This window comes from Bacillus sp. JJ722, from assembly GCF_036963345.1.
In the GTDB taxonomy this organism is placed as follows: domain Bacteria; phylum Bacillota; class Bacilli; order Bacillales; family DSM-1321; genus Bacillus_AD.
This window is the reverse complement of record NZ_JBALMO010000336.1, coordinates 1-267: the sequence shown is the minus strand read 5'-3', so window position 1 is coordinate 267 and position 267 is coordinate 1. Positions and strand designations below refer to the sequence as shown.

The following is a 267-nucleotide window of genomic DNA, read 5'->3' as shown; positions in this document are numbered from 1 at the left end:
CTTCCGCTTTTCTTAATGTTCCTTCGAATGATTTTGTTCATTCGGCGGTTGTGAATCAATGGTGTGTTTAAACTGATATGCTTTAGTGATTGTAATAACGCTCAAAATAATAACAAGAAAAATAATTACTAAACATATGATTAATATGGTTGTCAATAATACTTCCACTCCTGTCTAAAACGTTATATGTATTATATTACCATGGGAAAAATTATTTTTAAGACCTAGAAGAGTACAAAATTGTTAATAATGGCTATTGAATTATTC

Annotated in this window: 1 protein-coding gene; it reads right to left on the bottom strand. The window is 28.5% G+C overall.

Annotation, left to right across the window (positions count from 1 at the left end; all coding sequences use genetic code 11):
• Positions 1–12: 12 nt before the first annotated feature.
• On the bottom strand, positions 13–156 hold the full coding sequence (gene ytzI / locus V7014_RS25460) for a YtzI protein (protein ID WP_335511629.1): 144 nt from the start codon (positions 154–156) through the stop codon (positions 13–15).
• Between the last annotated feature and the right edge of the window lie 111 nt (positions 157–267).